This window comes from Burkholderia sp. 9120 (genome assembly GCF_000745015.1).
GTDB lineage: Bacteria > Pseudomonadota > Gammaproteobacteria > Burkholderiales > Burkholderiaceae > Paraburkholderia.
Genome location: NZ_JQNA01000002.1, coordinates 1,465,575 through 1,482,977, shown reverse-complemented (window position 1 = coordinate 1,482,977; position 17,403 = coordinate 1,465,575). Strand labels below are relative to the sequence as shown.

At 63.1% G+C, this 17,403-nt stretch carries 14 protein-coding genes and 1 pseudogene; 9 read left to right on the top strand and 6 right to left on the bottom strand.

Features of this window, described 5'->3' with window-relative positions; translation table 11 throughout:
• Positions 1–297: 297 nt before the first annotated feature.
• From FA94_RS14890 to FA94_RS14875, 4 genes are all read left to right on the top strand, one after another.
• Positions 298–1,545 (top strand): ABC transporter substrate-binding protein, encoded by a 1,248-nt coding sequence (locus FA94_RS14890; protein WP_035552441.1) that lies wholly within the window; start codon positions 298–300, stop codon positions 1,543–1,545.
• Positions 1,546–1,741: 196 nt separating this feature from the next.
• The gene (locus FA94_RS14885) at positions 1,742–2,680 is read left to right on the top strand and encodes a carbohydrate ABC transporter permease (RefSeq protein ID WP_035552437.1); all 939 of its coding nucleotides are present in this window, start codon (positions 1,742–1,744) and stop codon (positions 2,678–2,680) included.
• A complete protein-coding gene (locus tag FA94_RS14880; protein WP_105507541.1) occupies positions 2,670–3,527 on the top strand; it encodes a carbohydrate ABC transporter permease in 858 nt (285 codons plus the stop codon). Before FA94_RS14885 ends, FA94_RS14880 begins: the two co-directional genes overlap by 11 nt.
• A gap of 101 nt (positions 3,528–3,628) precedes the next feature.
• Complete coding sequence (locus tag FA94_RS14875) at positions 3,629–4,744, top strand: ABC transporter ATP-binding protein (protein ID WP_035552429.1); 1,116 nt, start codon at positions 3,629–3,631, stop codon at positions 4,742–4,744.
• A 133-nt stretch (positions 4,745–4,877) separates the two neighbouring features.
• On the opposite strand, the gene FA94_RS14870 is transcribed toward FA94_RS14875, so the two are convergent.
• The 3 genes from FA94_RS14870 to FA94_RS38625 all read right to left on the bottom strand — a co-directional run bounded on the left by FA94_RS14870 (position 4,878) and on the right by FA94_RS38625 (position 7,259).
• Positions 4,878–5,795: a LysR family transcriptional regulator gene (locus tag FA94_RS14870; RefSeq protein WP_035552427.1), complete on the bottom strand. Its 918-nt coding sequence runs from the start codon at positions 5,793–5,795 to the stop codon at positions 4,878–4,880.
• A 170-nt stretch (positions 5,796–5,965) separates the two neighbouring features.
• Positions 5,966–6,625: a glutathione S-transferase family protein gene (locus tag FA94_RS14865; protein ID WP_035552423.1), complete on the bottom strand. Its 660-nt coding sequence runs from the start codon at positions 6,623–6,625 to the stop codon at positions 5,966–5,968.
• Between the two features lie 178 nt (positions 6,626–6,803).
• Positions 6,804–7,259 carry a hypothetical protein gene (locus FA94_RS38625; protein WP_156126635.1) on the bottom strand — a complete coding sequence of 152 codons (456 nt, stop codon included), beginning with the start codon at positions 7,257–7,259 and terminating at the stop codon, positions 6,804–6,806.
• A 53-nt stretch (positions 7,260–7,312) separates the two neighbouring features.
• Here FA94_RS38625 and FA94_RS14855 point away from each other — a divergent pair, with 53 nt between their 5' ends.
• The 3 genes and pseudogenes from FA94_RS14855 to fliD all read left to right on the top strand — a co-directional run bounded on the left by FA94_RS14855 (position 7,313) and on the right by fliD (position 10,944).
• The gene (locus tag FA94_RS14855) at positions 7,313–8,818 is read left to right on the top strand and encodes a flagellar hook-basal body complex protein (protein WP_035552418.1); all 1,506 of its coding nucleotides are present in this window, start codon (positions 7,313–7,315) and stop codon (positions 8,816–8,818) included.
• Positions 8,819–8,902: 84 nt separating this feature from the next.
• A pseudogene (locus FA94_RS14850) lies at positions 8,903–9,082 on the top strand (flagellin); the annotation flags it as partial.
• 350 nt (positions 9,083–9,432) lie between these two features.
• Entirely contained in the window at positions 9,433–10,944 is a 1,512-nt protein-coding gene (gene fliD / locus FA94_RS14845; protein WP_035552411.1) for a flagellar filament capping protein FliD, read from the top strand.
• A gap of 100 nt (positions 10,945–11,044) precedes the next feature.
• Here fliD and FA94_RS14840 read toward each other — a convergent pair whose 3' ends face one another.
• The 3 genes from FA94_RS14840 to trxB all read right to left on the bottom strand — a co-directional run bounded on the left by FA94_RS14840 (position 11,045) and on the right by trxB (position 13,652).
• Complete coding sequence (locus FA94_RS14840; protein WP_035562172.1) at positions 11,045–11,665, bottom strand: trimeric intracellular cation channel family protein; 621 nt, start codon at positions 11,663–11,665, stop codon at positions 11,045–11,047.
• A 13-nt stretch (positions 11,666–11,678) separates the two neighbouring features.
• A complete protein-coding gene (locus FA94_RS14835; RefSeq protein WP_035552408.1) occupies positions 11,679–12,437 on the bottom strand; it encodes a Smr/MutS family protein in 759 nt (252 codons plus the stop codon).
• A gap of 213 nt (positions 12,438–12,650) precedes the next feature.
• Positions 12,651–13,652, bottom strand: coding sequence for a thioredoxin-disulfide reductase (gene trxB / locus FA94_RS14830; protein ID WP_035552405.1), 1,002 nt, complete (start codon positions 13,650–13,652; stop codon positions 12,651–12,653).
• Between the two features lie 333 nt (positions 13,653–13,985).
• On the opposite strand from trxB, the gene FA94_RS14825 reads away from it, so the two are divergent.
• Together FA94_RS14825 and lolA are read left to right on the top strand one after the other, a co-directional pair.
• Positions 13,986–16,301 carry a DNA translocase FtsK gene (locus tag FA94_RS14825; protein ID WP_035552403.1) on the top strand — a complete coding sequence of 772 codons (2,316 nt, stop codon included), beginning with the start codon at positions 13,986–13,988 and terminating at the stop codon, positions 16,299–16,301.
• A gap of 249 nt (positions 16,302–16,550) precedes the next feature.
• Complete coding sequence (gene lolA / locus FA94_RS14820; protein ID WP_035552400.1) at positions 16,551–17,285, top strand: outer membrane lipoprotein chaperone LolA; 735 nt, start codon at positions 16,551–16,553, stop codon at positions 17,283–17,285.
• The last annotated feature ends 118 nt before the right edge of the window (positions 17,286–17,403 follow it).

Below are 17,403 nucleotides of genomic sequence, written 5' to 3'. Positions count from 1 at the left end.
AGCCGGGAAGTCGACCGGCCAGCAAAGGCGATTGCCCGAATTGACGTGCAAGGCACCTCGAGTCTGCCGCGCTCAACGCGGGCAGGCAAAAATCAAAAGAGGAGACAGTCAGTTGCATCCCGAACCACTCATCTGTTGAGCTTCCAGCGGCCGGACATCGGTCCGCCGGCACATGCCTCGCGCATGCGCCCGACCGTGCTCGATCGCCCAGTGTTTTGCCTGTTTGAACCAACCACAGCACCCTGGCGACATCAGGGGCCATTTGTTTTTTGTTCAGGTGTCTGGAGGAGATAAGCAATGAAATTTCGCGCGATCATGGGCGCTTTGTGCGCTGCGGGTCTGATGTGTGGCGTCTCGGCCGTGCAGGCTGCCGAGTCGATCGAAGTGTTGCACTGGTGGACTTCGGGCGGCGAATCGAAAGCCGTCGGCGTCCTCAAGGACGACATGACGAAGCAGGGTTACACGTGGAAGGACTTCGCGGTTGCGGGTGGCGCGGGCGCGGCTGCCATGACGGCACTGAAGACGCAGGTGATCTCGGGTAACGCACCGAGCGCTGCGCAGATCAAGGGTCCGCTGATTCAGGACTGGGCGTCGCAAGGCGTGCTGGTGCCGATCGACGCAGCTGCCGGCGACTGGAAGAAGAATCTGCCGCCGGAAATCGACAAGATCATGCACGCCGACGGTCACTATGTCGCCGCGCCGTTCTCGGTGCACCGCGTGAACTGGCTGTACATCAACAAGGCAGCGCTGGACAAGGCAGGCGGCAAGGTGCCGACCACGTGGCCTGAGTTCTTCGCGCTGGCCGACAAGATGAAGGCCGACGGCATCCAGCCGATCGCGATGGGCGGTCAACCGTGGCAAGACCTGACGCTGTGGGAAGACGTCGTGCTGTCGCAAGGCGCGGGCTTCTACAAGAAGGCGCTGGTGGATCTGGACGAGAAGACGCTGACGTCGGATCAGATGGTCGGCGTGTTCGACACGGTCCGCAAGATCCAGGGTTACTTCGACGCGGGCCGTACGGGCCGTGACTGGAACCTCGCCACCGCTATGGTCATCAACGGCAAGGCCGGTATGCAGTTCATGGGCGACTGGGCGAAGGGCGAATTCGCCAACGCCGGCAAGAAGTCGGGTGTGGACTACGTCTGCGCTGCTGTGCCGGGCACGGAAAAGGCCTACACGTTCAACGTCGACTCGTTCGTTTTCTTCCAGCAGAAGGGCCAAAAGACCGCCACGCCGGGTCAACTGGCACTGGCCAAGACGATCATGTCGCCGGACTTCCAGGAACAGTTCAGCCTGAACAAGGGCTCGATCCCGGTGCGTCTGGGCGTGTCGATGGCCAAGTTCGACGACTGCGCGAAGAAGTCGTACGCGGATGAACAGGTGGCGATCAAGTCGGGCGGCTATGTGCCGTCGCTGGCTCACGGCATGGCGCAACCGGATGCAGCAGCCGGCGCGATCTCGGACGTGGTCACGAAGTTCATGAACTCGCAGCAGGATTCGAAGAGCGCAGTTGCAGCGCTCGCGAAGGCAGCGAAGACCAAGTAAGTGAAGTAAGCGAAGCGGCGCGCCCGGTGTGACTCCACGCACATCGGGCGCGCTCTTCAGACCGCTGGCTTGAGCTGACTGGTTTGTCGGCAGGCGGTTTCATCTCTGGATTCATCGAGTCACACCTAGGCCGTTGCAGCCTTGCGTCTGTCAGACGCGAGTATCGCGGCGGTTCAGTTTCAGCAGGAGTCGAGTAGTGACTGCTTCTATCAGCGGAAACGGGAAAACGGCCACCGCCGCCCGCCGCACGTCGCCGATGGCGGCGCTTGCCGATCGCTGGATTCCGAAGCTGGTGCTCGCACCCAGCGTCGTGATCAGCCTGATCTTCGTGTATGGCTTCATCGCAATTACCGGCTTTCTGTCGCTGTCCGATTCGCGGTTGATGCCTCGTTATAACTTTGTCGGTCTCGACCGTTATCGCGAGCTGTTCGATAACGACGTGTTCTGGACGTCGGCGGCCAACCTCGGCTGGTTCGGCATTCCGTTCATCGGTATCTGTATCGGTCTCGGTCTGTTCCTCGCGATCCTGCTCGATCAGCAGATCCGCAACGAAGGCGCGCTGCGCGCCGTGTTCCTGTACCCGATGGCACTGTCGTTCATCGTGACGGGTACCGCGTGGCAATGGATCATGACGCCGAGCGTCGGCCTCGAAAAGGTGTTCCACGACTGGGGCTGGACGAGCTTCTCGTTCAGCTGGCTGGGCGACCCGGACAAGGCGATCTTCTGCGTCGTGATCGCGGCCGTCTGGCAATCCACCGGCTTCGTGATGGCGCTGTTCCTCGCGGGTTTGCGCGGCGTCGACGCTGAAATTTTCAAGGCCGCGCAGATGGACGGCGCGGCGCTGCCCACCATCTACCGCAAGATCGTGATTCCGAGCATGCGTCCGGTGTTCTTCTCCGTGCTGCTGATTCTCTGCCACATCACGATCAAGACCTTCGACCTGGTCGTCGCGCTGACCGCGGGCGGTCCGGGCACGTCTTCGTCGCTGCCGGCTATTTTCATGTACACGTTTTCGTTCAATCGCGGGCAACTGGGCGTCGGCGCGGCTTCGTCGATGATGATGCTCGCCACCGTCGTCGCCGTGCTCGTGCCGCTGATGTATCTGGAATCGAGGAGCACCCGCAATGCAGCCTAAGATGACGATCAGCCGTGCCGTCATTTATGCGGCCTTGATTCTGTTCGCCCTGTACTTCCTGTTCCCGCTGTACGTGATGCTGTCCACGTCGTTCAAGGACATCGATCAGTTGCGCACCGGCAATCTGTTGACGCCGCCCACGCACTGGACTATCGATCCGTGGATCAAGGCATGGAGCGGCGCCTGTACCGGGGTGCGTTGCGACGGGATGCAGCCGTTCTTCATGAACTCGGTGCGGATGGTGATTCCCGCCGTGCTGATCTCGTCGATCATCGGCGCGTTCAACGGTTATGTGCTGACGCACTGGCGCTTCCGTGGCGCGGACCCGATCTTCACGATGATTCTGGTCGGCTGTTTCATTCCGTTCCAGGCGATCCTGCTGCCGATGGCGCGCTTCGAAGGCATGATGGGTCTGTCGAACACCACGACCGGTCTGGTGGTGGTGCACGTGATCTACGGGATCGCCTTCACGACGATGTTCTTCCGCAACTTCTACGTCAGCATTCCGGCTGAACTCGTGAAAGCGGCGCGGATCGACGGCGCGGGTTTCTTCACGATTTTCACGAAGATTCTGATGCCGGTGTCGCTGCCCATTTTCATGGTCTGCCTGATCTGGCAATTCACGCAGATCTGGAATGACTTCCTGTTCGGGATCGTGTTCTCCGGCGTCGATTCGATGCCGATCACGGTGGCGCTGAACAACCTCGTGAACACCTCGACCGGCGTGAAGGAATACAACGTGGACATGGCCGGCGCGATCATCGCGGCGCTGCCCACCTTGCTGGTCTACATCGTCGCCGGACGCTATTTCGTGCGTGGCCTGACGGCGGGCGCGGTGAAGGGCTGAAGCCGGGCTAAACCTATCCGAGGACGGCGGTGCGTGATGTGATCCGCCGCCGTCACACAAGACGTTTTCAAGCAGTACCAGAGACAAAGAGGATTCACAGCATGGCAAGCCTTTCCATCCGTGACGTGTACAAGACCTACCCGAATGGGGTGCCGGTTCTGAAGGGTGTCAACATCGACATCGAAGACGGCCAGTTCCTGATTCTGGTCGGCGGCTCGGGCTGCGGTAAGTCGACGCTGCTCAATATGATCGCCGGCCTCGAAACCGTAACCAAGGGCGAGATCCAGATCGACGGCAAGACGGTGAACAACCTGTCGCCGAAAGATCGCGATATCGCGATGGTGTTCCAGTCGTACGCACTGTATCCGTCCATGACGGTACGCGAGAACATCTCGTTTGGCCTGAACATCCGCAAGGTGCCGAAGCAGGAGCAGACGCAGATCGTCGACCGCGTGTCGAACACGCTGCAGATCACGCACCTGCTGGACCGCAAGCCGGGGCAACTGTCCGGCGGCCAGCGTCAGCGTGTGGCGATGGGCCGCGCCTTGGCGCGCGATCCGGTGATGTTCCTGTTCGACGAACCGCTGTCGAACCTCGACGCGAAGCTGCGGATCGAGATGCGTTCGGAAATCAAGTTGCTGCATCAACGCCTCGGCACGACGATCGTCTACGTGACGCACGATCAGATCGAAGCGATGACGCTCGGCGACCGCATCGCGGTGATGAAAGACGGCATCGTGCAGCAGTTCGGCGCGCCGCAGGAAATCTACGACTCGCCGTCGAATCTGTTCGTGGCCGGCTTCATCGGCGCGCCGCCGATGAACTTCATTCAGGGCAAGCTGGTGGAGCAGGGCGCGGGCGTGGCGCTCGAACTGGATACGGGTGTGACGCGTACGGCGTTGAACCTGCCGTTCGATTCGGCCAAGGTGAAGTCGCATGTGGGCCGTGAGGTGATTCTGGGCTTGCGTCCGGAACGCATCACCGACGCACGCGGCGCGCACGGCGACAACTCGCAGCTGCAATCGATCGAAGTGAAGGTCGACGTGATCGAGCCGACCGGTCCGGATACGCTGGTGTTCGCGCAGGTGAACGGCAAGCGTATCGTGAGCCGTGTTCACCCGGCGTCGAATCCGCAGCCGCTGACGAACACCACGCTGTTGTTCGACACGTCGAAGGCGGTGCTGTTCGATCCGTCGAATGAAGAGCGGATTGCCTGATCGAGGTTGAGAGCCTGACGGCAGCGAAGTCGGGTTCTGCAAAGAAAAACCCCATGCGTTTTTTGTCACGCATGGGGTTTTTGCTTTTGGAGCGCGTGGTGCGTGGTGCTTGCCGCTGATCGCCGCTTGCCGCTCAAGCGTCCGGGATGCGCAGATCCGGATTGTTGCGCGACAACTCGCTCACCCAGTCGATAAACGCACGCAGCCGCGAGCTCAGATTGCGGCGATGCGCGTACAGAATCGACAGCGGTGTACTCGGGCTCGTGTGGTCGGTCAGGATTTCCTTCAGCGCGCCTTCCTTGATCAGATCGGCCACCATGAAGCGCGACGGCTGAATGATGCCGTGGCCGAGCGCGGCCGCGCCGATGTAGACCGAGCCGTCGTTCACCGCGAGCACGCTCTTCAGCGTGACCTTGGCGATTTCGCCGGCCACTTCGTATTCGAACGGGAAGGTTCGGCCGGTGCGCGCCGACACGTAATTGACTGCACGATGCTCGCTCAATTCTTCGAGCGTGGTCGGCGTGCCGTACTGCTCCAGATACGCCGGCGATGCGCACGTGACAATGCGCGCCTGGCCGATGCGCCGCGCCACCAGACTCGACTCCTCCGGCGTGCCCATGCGGATCACGCAATCCACGCCGTCCTGAATCAGATCGATATTGCGATCCGCGAGCCCGAGCCGCACGTCGATCTCGGGGTACTGGCGGTAGAAATCGTCGAGCGCGGGCAGCAGCAGCGCTCGCGCGAGCGTGCCGGACGTATCCACGCGAATCGTGCCGGCCGGATTTTCGCGCTTGTTCGACAGCGACGATTCGGCCTCGGCGACTTCGGCGAGGATGCTCACGCAGCGTTCGTAGAAGGCCGCGCCGTCTTCGGTGACGCTGACCTGGCGCGTCGAACGGTTCAGGAGACGCACGCCGACGTGTTCCTCCAGCGCCTGAATCGTGCGGCTGACTTTGGCGCGGGGCAGGTCGAGCGATTCGGATACTTTGGTGAAGCTGTTCGCTTCCACCACCCGCGTAAATATCTCCATCGCTTCGAAACGGTCCATGTTTTTTGCCTTATGAGTGATGGGCGGAATTGGGTTTCGACGTGAAGTGTATAGGGTGGAAAACCTGTTGTCGCAGTGGGGTTTTGCGGGCGACGAGGGATGCGCCCGCGCGACGGTCCGGCGGTCCCGTGTATGGGGCAGCCGGCGTGTGCTCGACGGCGGGTGTCTGACTAATCGCGGTCGGGCGCGCCGAGCGGAAAGTACGAGCGGTATGGCCGCGCTTCGTCGACCGCGCGCGCAAACGACGAGCGCGCCAGCAGGCGCTTGCGGTACGCCAGCACATGCGGATACGCCGCTCCGATGCGGTGCGTCCAGTCCGCGTAGAACAGGAACGGCGCGGCGCCGCAATCGGCGAGGCTGAAGTGGTCGCCGGCGGCCCATTCGCGCTCCGCCATCACGTCGTTCAACCAGCCGTACGCGGTGTCGAGCGCGGCGCGCGCTTCGGCGACGCCGATCGGATCGCGCTCCGCATCCGGACGCATGCTGTCGTACACGATCCGTTGTTGCGGCGTGGAGATGTAATTGTCGAAGAAGCGATCCATAGTGCGCACCTCCAGCGCGGCGAGCGGATCGGCGGGCAGCAGTCGCACCGGCCCGGGATGTACCAGTCCGAGGTATTCGATGATCACGCTCGCCTCCATCACGGTCCGGCTGCCGTCGACCAGCAGCGGAAAGCGCTTGATCGGCCAGAGCGCAGCGAATTCGGCCATGACTTGCGGGTCGTCGTGCGCCAGCTTGCGCAGTTCGAACGGCGTGTCGTTTTCGTAGAGCGCGGTCAGGACCTTCTGGCAGTACGAGGAGAAGGGATGGGCATAAAGCTTCAGGGTCATCGTGTTCACCGTGGGCGTTTGTGGGGCGCGGTTGTGGCGCAACAACGGCCGCAAGGCCGTTTACCCGACGACGAACAATAACAGCGGAAATCGACATGCGCGGATAGCGCGCCGAGGTCGACATCGTGGCACGCGAGCGCTGCGTAAAAACCGCGGACAGGGTTGCACCGCCGCATTCCTACGACAAATCTTCACAATGTTTTTGAGAAATATGGCGTAACATTTGAAACAATTGTAAGGATGTGGGTGTGGCGAATAAATGGCCCAGTTCAACGGGCTCGGGGCGTCGCACCAAAAACAGCGAATCACTCGGCGCACGGAGCCTTTGCATGTCATCGATCACCACCACGTCGGTCAGCACCGCGACCGCCAGTGTGCAGAACCAGATGCAGCTGGCGGCGCAATCCGCTATGAGCGGCTCGACCGGCAACGCGACGATGAACATGTCGAGCCTCGTTTCAAGCCTCGTGTCGGCATCGGCATCGGCATCGGCATCGGCATCGGCGCTGGCGCTGGCGCTGGCGAATGCGAACGCCGCGGCATCGCAACCGGCCGTCAGTCCTCTTCCCAATGGCGCATCCGGCGACTCGACGAGCGCCTGATATTGCCAGGCGTCGACATCACGGCGCCGCATCCATCTTCAGAACAACACCACCGAAGTTACGATTTTCCAGAACGGAGACCACGATGGGATACCAGCAAGGTTTGAGTGGGGTGACGGCTGCGTCGCAGAATCTCGACGTGATCGGCAATAACGTCGCCAACTCGCATACGGTCGGCTTCAAGAGCGGTTCCGCGCAATTCGCCGACATGTACGCCAATTCGGTGGCGACCGCGGTGGGCAATCAGGTTGGCATCGGCACTCGCCTCGCCGAAGTGCAGCAGCAGTTCTCGCAAGGCACGATCAACAGCACCAACCAGGCACTCAACGTCGCGATCAACGGCAACGGGTTCTTCCAGCTGTCGAACAACGGGACGGCGGTGTACTCGCGCAACGGCGTGTTCCAGCTCGACAAGAACGGCTTCATCACCAACGCGCAAGGCCTGAAACTGATGGGCTTCGGCGCGAACGCCGCGGGGGTGGTCAACACTGCGCAAACCGTGCCGCTCAGCGTGCCGACCGCGAACATCGCGCCGCAGGCCACCACGAAGATCGTCGCCGGTCTGAACCTGAACGCGCAGGACAAGCTGATGCTCGGCACGCCGACCGTCACGCCCGGCGCGAACGCCGGCACGCTCACCACGCCTGGCGCGACGATTACGCGTCCGGCGTCCGGCACGAACAACGACAACTACACCGTCAAGTTCACGAGCCCGACCGCCTACACGGTGACCGACAACACGCTCGGCACCGCGACCACCGGCGCCTACACGGCCGGCACGGCGATCCCGCTCGGCAACGGGCAGACCATCACGTTCAACGGTCTGCCGTCCACGAACGACAGCTACACGATCGCGCCGACGCCGATCGCGTTCAACCAGAACAGCTCGACGACGTACAACTACTCGACCAGCACGACGGTCTACGACTCGCTCGGCGGCTCGCAGACGGTCAACATGTACTTCGCCAAGACGGCGGCCGGCGCGTGGAATGTCTACGCGGGTCCGTCGAGCGGCGCGGCGCAACTGATCGGCCACGCGAATTTCAACTCGTCGGGCACGCTGCTCGGCACGACGGACAAGAGCGGCGTCGCGACCACCACGCCATTCGTGTTCAACTTCGGCGTGCCGACCACGGACGGTTCGTCGACGCCGCAGAACCTGACGCTGAACATTGGCGGCACGACGCAGTACGGCGGCAAGAACGGCGTGAACACGCTGCAACCCGACGGCTATGCCGCCGGCACGCTGACGAGCTTTACGATTGCCGCCGACGGCACGCTGACCGGCAACTACTCGAACCAGCAAACCGCCGCGCTCGGTCAGATCGTGCTCGCGAACTTCTCGAATCAGAACGGTCTGGTGAACCTCGGCAACAACGAGTTCCAGCAGACTTCGCAGTCGGGTGTCGCGCAGATTTCGGCGCCGGGTTCGACGAACCACGGCGTGCTGCAAGGCGGCGCGGTGGAAAACTCGAATGTCGATCTGACTAGCGAACTGGTCAAGCTGATTACCGCGCAACGCAACTATCAGGCGAACGCGCAGACGATCAAGACGCAAAAGACCGTCGATCAGACATTAATGAACCTTTAAGCCGTCGCGACGTTGTTGAAAATGGCGGATTGATAAACTTTGCGCGACAGTCGCGCAAAGCGATAAGTGTTGATCGTCAAAGGGGCCGCGTCGCAGCAAGCTGAGTCGACCGATCTGTCGTCGGCACAGTCGCAAATCACGGACGCCAACTTCGCGCAAGAAACGGCGAACCTGAGCAAGGCGCAAGTGCTGCAACAAGCGGGTATCTCGGTGTTGGCGCAAGCTAACTCGAACCCGCAGCAAGTTCTGAAGCTCCTCCAGTAAGAGCTGACGTCGTCACGGCGGGGCGCGCTGCGATCACGCAGTAGCGCCCTGCCGGCTTCAAACACCCGGACGCATCGTGACGTCGGGTGTCGTTGTTCTCTCCAAAAGTGGTATTGCATCGCGCCACGTCCGTTTTTGAGCGCAAAGCGCTCAAATCTCTCATTTCGACGAATTCAAACCAAATCACATCGGCTTATTTCCGACAAATCGTCACATTCGGATCAAGAAATATGGTGTAACATTTGAAAAAAATGTAAGCGACGCCGATGTGACCGGATAGATGGCGCAACTGAACAGGCCCGGGGCGTCACACCAGAGATCACGAACCACTCGACGCACGGAGCCATGGCATGTCTACGATCAACAACACGTCCGTCAATCAGGCGACGTCCAGCGCACGCAACCAGGTGCAGCAGGCGGCGCAATCCATCATCAGCGGCTCGACCGGCAATTCGTCCATGGACGTCGCGAGCCTCGTGTCGGCGCTAGTAAATGCGAAGACGGCGGGTCAGTCGGCGGCGTTGCAAGCCCGGCAAACCACCGACAACACCACGTTGTCCGCGTACGGCGCGTTGACGTCGGCGCTGAGCGCGCTGCAGGCGGCGATCAAGAATCTGTCGGACGGCACCACGCTGTCGACCTTCGCGGCCACGGCCAGCGGTAAAGGACTCGACCCGAAAGCGGGCGTCGGCGCCGTACCCGGCAGCTACGTCGTCGAAGTCAAGCAGATCGCCACGTCGCAGAGCCTGGCGTCCGCCGCGTTCGGCACGACCACGCAACTGGGCACCGGCACGTTGAGCATCGCGGTCGGCGGCAAGTCGATGGACATCGCGGTCGACAGCAAGAACAACACGCTCGGCGGCATTGCCGACGCGATCAACAAGGCGAGCAACAACCCGGGCGTCACGGCCACGATCGTGACCGGCACGGGCGGCGCCCACCTCGTGCTGCGCGCGGCCACCACCGGTGCGGCCAACACGATCGACGTCACCACCAGCAACGTGCAGAACGATGCGGGCCTGGCGGCGCTCGGCGTCAAGTCGACGCCCGGCGCGGATGGCGCGGCGTCCACGTTCGTCTCGTCGGACAGCACCAAAGCCTGGCGTCAGAGCGAAGCCGCGCAGGACGCGCTGCTCACCATCGGCGGGATCGACGCGCGCAGCGCGACCAACGCCGTGACCGACGCGATCTCCGGCGTATCGCTGAATCTGTCGCGCGACGCGATCGGCACCACGCAGACGCTGACCATCGCACCGGACACCACCGCGCAAAACACCGCGATCACGAATTTCGCGAACCTGTACAACACGGTCGTCACGACGGTCAACAAACTGTCCTCGTACGACAAAACGTCGAAGACCGGCGGCGCGCTGCTCGGCGACTCCACGCTGCAGACCATCAAGAATTCGCTGGCGTCGATTATCGGCGGCGGGGTGGGTAAGGGCACTTCGACGGTGAGCCTCGCGCATATCGGCATCACGCTGAAGGGCGATCCGGCGGACGGCACGCTGGTGATCGACAATGCGAAGCTGAGCTCGGCGCTCAGCACCGCGCCGGCGCGCGTGGCGCAACTGTTCAACACGACCGACGGGCTCGGCGCGAAGCTGAACAGGAGCATCACGGAGTTCACTCGGACCGGCGGCATCATCGACACGCGCAACAGCGCGTTGAACGCCGATCTGAAGAGCGTCACCGCGCAGCAGTCCAAGCTCGCCGACTACGCGACGCAACTGACCAAGCAGTATCAGAGCCAGTTCACCGCGCTGAACACGCTAATGGCGACGATGAACAACAACTCGGCCTATCTGACGGCGCTGTTCGGCGGCTCGAAGAGCGCGGGCGCGCTGGCCACCAATAAGTAAGGGTGAAGGGCGCTGTATCGTTCGTGTTCGCGTTCGCGGGCGATGCGGCGCTCGATTCAGCGTTCGATACGCTGAATGCGCTCGACTAACGCCATCGCCGTCAGTGCGGCAAGCGCACGTTGAACCTGAACGTCAGCAGCCGGGCGAGCAGAATAAAAACCGTCGCGATCAATACGCTGTACACGGTATCCACGTTTGCATAGTCCAGCAGCACATACAGCCAGCAGCCCACGAATGCGCAGGTCGCATAAGGCCGCGAGTCACGCAGGATCAGCGGCACTTCGTTGCACAGCACGTCGCGGATCACGCCGCCGAACACGCCCGTCAGCACACCCATCATTACCGCGGTGAACCACGGCATCTGCGCGTCATGCGCGATCGACGTGCCCGCGATACTGAACAGGCCCAGCCCGATGGCATCCGCGACCAGCAGCACGCGCTCGGACAGCAGGCGCGAGGTCATCTTCAACAGCGTGGGCGCGAACAGCGACATCGCGAAGATCGCGATCAGATAACCCTGATGCTGGACCCAGTAGAACGGCCGCCGCTCCAGCAACACATCGCGCAACGTGCCGCCGCCGAAAGCCGTGGCGATCGCCACGAGAAAGGTGCCCACGGGGTCGAGCCGCCGCGTGCGGGCTTCGATGAAGCCGGAAATCGCGTACGCGAAAATCGCCAGCGCTTCCATGAGGGTCAGCGCCAGCGTCAGCCTCGGATGGATCACCGCGGCGGCCTCAGGATTTGGCGTGCGCCGGCAACGCGCCCGGCTGCAGCAGCACCACCACCGCGCCGGCGCCGCCGTCGTGCGGACGCGCCTGGCAGAACGCGTAGACCTCGGACTTCTGCACGAGCCAGGCGCGCACTTTGCCTTTCAGCACCGGCTCCTTGCCGATCGACCCCAAACCCTTGCCGTGAATCACGCGCAAACAGCGCAAACCGCGCTTCACCGACTCGCGGATGAACTCGGCCAGCGCCTCGCGCGCTTCTTCGCGCCGCATGCCGTGCAGGTCGATTTGCGCCTGCACGATCCAGTCGCCGCGCCGCAGTTTGCGCACGACTTCCTGACTGACGCCGGGGCGGCAATACGAGAGCGTCTCGTCGGTTTCGAGCAGTACCTCGGGATCGAACTCGTCGGAAATCGCTTCGTGCAGGACGGCTTCTTCGTCGAGCCTGGTTTGCACCGGCAGCGGCGGCGGGGGATTGCGCGGCAGCGTGGCGCGCGGCGGCACCGCTAACGGCGCCACTGCGCCGATCTCGCGGCGGAACAGATCGGCGTCCGCCGTTGCTTCGCGCTGCGCCACCGCGGCGACGGCGCGCTCGCGGTCGCGCCGTTGCGTTTCGCCCTTCAACGCGTCGCGCAGCGCGCCGAGGCCGGCAAGACCGGCCGCCGCTTCGAGCTTCGCCTGGGCGACGGGGACGGCGGGTTCCGGTGCCGCCCTGGCGGCGGTGCGGGCGCGCTTCGGTTCGTTGGGGTGGGGCTGGTTTTTCGGCATATCGGGAAGACAACGCAGACAAGGAGATCGATCGCGCGACGCTGATCGCGAGCGGCATGACGCATGAAACAGGGCGCATGAAACAGGACGCGTGACGCAGACGCAAAAAAGGCCGCAGGCTTGTCAGCCGCGGCCTTTTATCAGGCAGGCGGCCGGGCCACGCCCAGCCGCCATTTTACCGTTGCGCCGTGCGTTGCCGCCCGGCGCGGTGCATCAACGTCCGGCTTCCTGGCTCATGGCATGCTCGCCGGCCATCTCGTCGATGGTTTCCAGGTAGCGTTGCGCGTCGAGCGCGGCCATACAGCCGGTGCCCGCGCTGGTGATCGCCTGACGATAGACGTGGTCCTGCACGTCGCCGGCAGCGAACACGCCCGGCACGCTGGTGGCGGTCGCGAAACCGTTCAGGCCGCCCTTGGTGATGATGTAGCCGTTCTTCATTTCCAGCTGGCCGGCGAAAATGTCCGTGTTCGGCTTGTGGCCGATCGCGACGAACAGGCCTTGCAGCGCGATGTCTTCCGTTGCGCCGGTTTGCGCGTGCTTGATGCGCAGGCCGGTGACGCCGGTCTGGTCGCCGGTCACTTCGTCGAGCGTGTGGTTCCACTTGATCTCGACCAGGCCTTCCTTTTCTTTCGCCAGCAGACGATCGATCAGGATCGGCTCGGCGCGGAACTTGTCGCGACGATGGATCACGGTCACCTTCTTCGCGATACCGGACAGGTAGAGCGCTTCTTCGACCGCGGTATTGCCGCCGCCGATCACGGCCACGTGCTGCTGCTTGTAGAAAAAGCCGTCGCAAGTGGCGCAAGCCGACACGCCCTTGCCCATGAACGCTTCTTCCGACGCCAGGCCGAGGTACTGCGCCGACGCGCCCGTCGCGATGATCAGCGAGTCGCAGGTGTATTCGCCCGAATCGCCGATCAGGCGGATCGGCTTTTCGTCGAGCTTGGCCGTGTGAATGTGGTCGAACAGGATCTCGGTGTTGAAGCGCTCCGCGTGCTCCAGGAAGCGCGTCATCAGTTCCGGACCTTGCACGCCGTGGGCATCTGCCGGCCAGTTTTCGACGTCGGTCGTGGTCATCAGCTGACCGCCCTGGGCGAGACCCGTGACCAGCACCGGCGCCAGGTTGGCGCGCGCCGCGTAGACCGCAGCCGTGTAGCCAGCAGGGCCGGAACCGAGAATCAGAACCTTGGCGTGTTTCGTGGAAGTAGCGGGCATGATCGAATCCTTTTACGGCGCCCGGCTCGCCCATGCGAGGCCGCGCGACTTGAGCTGAAACTACAGATGGGGTGTTAGTGCGGCATTATAAAGGGCGGGGCGCGAGCCTGCTCCATGAAGCTTTCCGATCGCGCCGATAGGGTCGCCGCACGGGCCGCGGCGCGTCGGTGTAGCCAATCGGCCAAGTTACCGTCATTTACAGCCTTGCGCGGGACACTGCGTTTACAATAGGCCGGATCGAAGTTTCCGGTCGCCGCGAGCGGGCCCGAAGCCGCGCTGGGCGAGGCGCCAGCCGGGAATCGGCCGTACGTGGCTCCACACGCAACAGGATCAATGGCAAAAGCTCCCTATTCCGCGAGCGCGCAGGCATTGCCGCACCGCATGTCGCGCCTTTTCACCGAAATCCGCTGGATCCTGCAGGTGGCGCTCGGCGTGTTCCTGCTCATGGCGCTCGTCAGCTATAGCCGGCGCGACCCGAGCTGGACCCACGCCGCTCAGGTCGACCATATCGGCAACTGGGCCGGCCGTGTCGGCGCCTGGACGTCGGACATCCTGCTGTTGCTGTTCGGCCTGTCCGCCTACTGGTGGATCGTGCTGCTCGGCCGCCATATCTCCGCCAACTACAAGCGCATTACCCGCAACGAAGACGTGCAGGAAGACAAGCCGCGCGACGTCAGCTGGCTCGCGGATGCGTTCGCATTCATGCTCGTGCTGCTCGCCTGCGACGGTATCGAGGCGCTGCGCATGTGGTCGCTGAAAGTGCAGTTGCCGCGCGCGCCCGGCGGCGTGATCGGGGAGGCGGTGGCGCGTGGAGTCTCGCATGCGCTGGGTTTCACCGGCGGCACGCTGGCCTTGCTGATCGCGCTCGCGATCGGCTTGTCGCTGTATTTCCGTTTCTCGTGGCTGTCGGTGTCGGAAAAGGTCGGCGAGTCGATCATTTCCGCCGTCACGTTCGCGAAGCTGCGCCGCGAGGCCGGCCGCGATCGCAAGCTGGGGGAAGCGGCGGCGGTGAAGCGCGAAGGCAAGGTCGAAAAAGGCCGCGTGCGGATCGAGGAACACGAGCCGGTCGTAATCGTGCCGCCGGTCGTCACGCCGGCCAAATCGGAGCGCGTCGAGAAAGAACGGCAAGTGCCGTTGTTCACCGATCTGCCGGGCGACTCCACCTTGCCGCCCATCTCGCTGCTCGACGCCGCGCCGGTCGCGCAGGAAACGATTTCCGCCGACACGCTCGAATTCACTTCGCGTCTGATCGAGAAGAAGCTCAAGGACTTCGGCGTCGAAGTGAGCGTGGTCGCCGCGTATCCGGGGCCGGTCGTCACGCGCTATGAAATCGAGCCGGCCACGGGCGTGAAGGGCAGCCAGATCGTCGGTCTCGCGAAAGACCTGGCGCGCTCGCTGTCGCTGGTGTCGATCCGCGTGGTCGAGACCATTCCGGGCAAGAATTTCATGGCGCTCGAGTTGCCGAACCTGCGCCGTCAGACCGTGAGCCTGTCCGAGATTCTCGGCTCGGCGGTTTATGCGGACGCCGCGTCGCCGCTCACCATGGGGCTCGGCAAGGACATCGGCGGCAAGCCGGTGTGTGCCGACCTCGCGAAGATGCCGCACCTGCTGGTGGCGGGCACGACCGGTTCGGGCAAGTCGGTGGGGATCAACGCGATGATCCTGTCGCTGCTCTACAAGGCGAGCGCCGACCAGGTCCGCATGATCCTGATCGATCCGAAGATGCTCGAAATGAGCGTCTACGAAGGCATTCCGCATCTGCTGTGTCCGGTGGTCACGGACATGCGCCAGGCCGGTCACGCGCTCAACTGGGCGGTCGCCGAAATGGAGCGCCGCTACAAGCTGATGAGCAAGCTCGGCGTGCGTAACCTCGCCGGCTACAACAACAAGATCGACGAAGCCGCCAAGCGCGAAGAGAAGCTGCCGAATCCGTTCAGCCTCACGCCGGACGATCCGGAACCGCTGTCGCGCCTGCCGAATATCGTGGTCGTGATCGACGAACTGGCTGACCTGATGATGGTGGTCGGCAAGAAGGTCGAAGAGCTGATCGCGCGGATCGCGCAGAAGGCGCGCGCGGCCGGCATCCATCTGATTCTCGCTACGCAACGGCCGTCGGTCGACGTGATCACCGGCCTGATCAAGGCCAACGTGCCGACGCGCATGGCCTTCCAGGTGTCGTCGAAGATCGACTCGCGCACCATTCTCGACCAGCAGGGCGCGGAATCGCTGCTCGGCATGGGCGACATGCTGTATCTGCCGCCGGGCAGCGGTATGCCGGTGCGGGTGCACGGCGCGTTCGTCTCGGACGAGGAAGTGCACCGCGTGGTCGACAAGCTCAAGGAGCAGGGCGAGCCGAACTATATCGAGGGCATTCTCGAAGGCGGCGTGACGGGCGAGGGCGACGAAGGCTCGGCAGGTGCCGGCGGAACCGGCTCGGGCGACGGCGAGTCGGACCCGTTGTACGACCAGGCGGTCGACGTCGTGCTGAAGAACCGCCGCGCGTCGATCTCGCTGGTGCAGCGGCATTTGCGCATCGGCTATAACCGCGCGGCGCGCCTGCTCGAGCAGATGGAGAACTCGGGCGTGGTGTCGTCCATGTCGTCGAACGGCAATCGCGAGATTCTCGCGCCGGCGCGGGAAGCGGAATAAGCGTCGCGGCGTTGGTCGCACTTGTGGTGCGGTGGTGCGGCGCGCGCTTTACGCCGCACTAAGGCCCGTTTAAGGCTCGCTGCCTAAGCTATGTCGCATAAGGCTGACGGCAAACCGCTCGGGTTTGAGCCAGGAGCGAGCCACGAGCCTCGGAGCCCGAGCTACAGGCCACGAAAGGCAGCGCGGCGCACGAGGTGCAGACCCACCGCCGCGACCGCTCAACGAATTCAATCAAGGGAGAAAAAAACTATGCAGCTATTCGCGCAGCAGCACGTTCGACAGAGTGCTCAATCCAGCCGCTTCGGCCAACTCGCGCGCACGTTTGTGCGTGGCGTCGGCAGCGTGGCGATCGGCGCGTCGATGCTGGTGGCGTCGCAGGCATTCGCGAGCGGCACCGAGCAACTGAAGGCGTTCGTCGCGCAAGTGCATTCGGCGCGCGGCACCTTCGTGCAGCAGGAAGTGCGCGCGCCGAGCAAGGCGCAGGGCGCGAGCGGCGTGTTGTCCACCAGCGGCGCCGGCAAGACCGGAACGTCGAGCGGCACGTTCACGTTCGCGCGTCCCGGCAAGTTCATCTGGCAATACGAGAAGCCCTATGCGCAACTGCTGCAGGCGGACGGCGACAAGCTCTACGTGTACGACAAGGATCTGAATCAGGTGACGGTGCGCAGTCTTGGCGGGGCGTTGGGCGCGAGTCCTGCGGCGATCCTGTTCGGCAGCAACGATCTGGACAAGAACTTCACGCTGCGCGATGCGGGCGTGAAGGCCGGCATCGACTGGCTCGAACTGACGCCGAAAGCGAAAGACACGCAGTTCCAACGCGTGGGCATCGGCTTCAAGGACGGCAATCTCGAAGCAATGGAGTTGCACGACGTGTTCGGCAACGTGACCCTGCTGACCTTCTCGAACATTCAGAAGAACCCGCCGCTGCCGGCGGATGCGTTCAAGTTCACGGTGCCGAAGGGTGCGGATGTGATCAACGGGTAAGCGTTCGCGGGAGGCGTCAGGCCTGTCGCTTCGCCGGTTGAAAGTGGGTTTCGATTCTGCCAAAAGCCTCTGTAAGTCTTTGACTTACAGAGGCTTTTTTATGTCGGCTCTTGCCGGT